General features: G+C 58.0%; 2 protein-coding genes. Both read right to left on the bottom strand.

Annotation, left to right across the window (positions count from 1 at the left end; translation table 11 throughout):
- Positions 1–98: 98 nt before the first annotated feature.
- Entirely contained in the window at positions 99–1,367 is a 1,269-nt protein-coding gene (locus tag GIW48_RS29605) for a malic enzyme-like NAD(P)-binding protein (protein WP_099548044.1), read from the bottom strand.
- Between the two features lie 288 nt (positions 1,368–1,655).
- Positions 1,656–1,883 carry a 50S ribosomal protein L31 gene (gene rpmE, locus GIW48_RS29600; protein WP_017138574.1) on the bottom strand — a complete coding sequence of 76 codons (228 nt, stop codon included), beginning with the start codon at positions 1,881–1,883 and terminating at the stop codon, positions 1,656–1,658.
- Between the last annotated feature and the right edge of the window lie 268 nt (positions 1,884–2,151).

Here is a 2,151-nt window from a genome sequence, read left to right as displayed (position 1 = left end):
CACAGGGTTTACCTGGCGCCTGAAGACCGTATTCATCAGCCACAAAAAAAGCCCCGACTCGCAAGAGCCGGGGCTTTTTGTTGGTGCGCTACAACGGCTTAGCCGTTGAACACATCATCCACGCTTTTCAGCGGGTAGTGCTTCGGATACGGCAGGGTAGCCACACCGGTCTCGATCGCGGCTTTGGCCACGGCATCCGAGATCAGGGTGATCAGGCGCTTATCCATTGGTTTCGGGATGATGTACTCACGACCGAATGCCAGTGGGGCACCACCGTAGGCATCGCAGACGTCCTGAGGTACCGGCAGCTTGGCCAGTTCACGCAGGGCGTTGGCGGCAGCCACTTTCATCTCTTCGTTGATGCGCTTGGCGCGAACGTCCAGGGCACCACGGAAGATGAACGGGAAGCCCAACACGTTGTTGACCTGGTTCGGGTAGTCCGAACGGCCGGTGGCCATGATCACGTCGTTGCGAGTGGCGTGGGCCAGCTCAGGCGAGATCTCCGGATCCGGGTTGGAGCAGGCGAACACGATCGGGTTGGCCGCCATGGACTTCAGGCCTTCGGCGCTCAGCAGGTTCGGGCCGGACAGGCCAACGAACACGTCGGCACCGTCGAGGGCGTCAGCCAGGGTGCGCTTGTCGGTGGCGTGGGCAAACATCGCCTTGTACTGGTTCAGGTCGGTACGCTCGGACTGAACAACGCCCTTGCTGTCGACCATGAAGATGTTTTCCAGCTTGGCGCCCATGCTCACCAGCAACTTCATGCAGGAGATGGCCGCAGCACCAGCGCCCAGGCAGACGATCTGGGCGTCAGCCAGGGTTTTGCCAGCGATTTCCAGGGCGTTGATCATGCCGGCCGCCGTCACGATCGCGGTGCCGTGCTGGTCATCGTGGAATACCGGAATGTCGCACTGTTCGATCAGGGCCTTTTCGATCTCGAAGCACTCAGGTGCCTTGATGTCTTCCAGGTTGATGCCACCGAAAGTGATGGAGATGCGCTTTACAGTGTCGATGAAAGCTTGCGGGCTTTCGGAATCGACTTCGATGTCGAAAACGTCGATGCCGGCAAAGCGCTTGAACAGCACGCCCTTACCTTCCATGACTGGCTTGGAAGCCAATGGGCCGAGGTTGCCCAGGCCGAGAATCGCGGTGCCATCGGAAATCACTGCAACCAGGTTGCCTTTGCCGGTGTACTTGTACGCCAGTTCAGGGTCGCGGGCGATTTCACGTACGGGCTCGGCAACGCCAGGGCTGTAGGCCAGCGACAAGTCGCGGGCAGTGGCAGTGGCTTTGGTGAGCTCTACACTCAGCTTTCCTGGACGAGGATGGGCGTGATATTCGAGAGCGGCAGTTTTCAAATCAGACATATCGGCATTCCGCTTTTACTGTTGGTCGACGGACCGCCGAGGATACGCGTGTGAGAAAGTCCCCACAAGACTGGTCAGTCACTGCCGTCAAGGGCCGCGCACTACGACTTTCGGCCAAGAGCCACGGGATACAAGGGCTTAACTGTTCACAATTACGATAAAAAATGTCTACAATTATTTTATTAAAATCGCTTTGAGTGCAGCACGGTCAAATCGCAGGCACAAAAAAGGCGCCCACAAGGGGCGCCTTTTTCAACAGCTTGCAAAAACCCTGGGGGCTTTTGGGCCTTACTCTGCAGCAGCAGGCTTCTTGCCGAAAGCACCAAAGCGATCTGCGAAGCGCTGTACACGGCCGCCGGTGTCCAGAGTTTTCTGCTTACCGGTGTAGAACGGGTGGCACTCGTTGCATACGTCAGTACCCAGTGGCTTGCACAGGTTCGAACGCGTTTCGAACTTGTTGCCGCAGCTGCAGGTTACTTCGATAGTTTCGTACGCTGGATGGATATCGGCTTTCATGGTGACTTCCTCGGGCTAGCGTGCCGCCACTCGACACTATTGTCGAATACCGCACGTAATTAGGCCGCGGATTCTACCAGACCTTTTTAAACGCGCAAGCGGCGCCTCCCGTGCTTTGCCTACATAAAAGCCCCTTTCATCAGAAAAACCCAACACACCACCGCCCATCTGCAAGGCCGTACTTTTTTGTGGCGAGCAGGCTTGCCCTGCACTGGGCTGCGCCCGCTCTCGCCACCAACCCGCCGGCCCCCCGAGAGCCGCCTGACGG

This window comes from Pseudomonas sp. PA-6-3C (assembly GCF_021605825.1).
GTDB classification, from domain to species: domain Bacteria; phylum Pseudomonadota; class Gammaproteobacteria; order Pseudomonadales; family Pseudomonadaceae; genus Aquipseudomonas; species Aquipseudomonas edaphica.
This window is presented reverse-complemented; position numbering and strand designations above follow the sequence as displayed.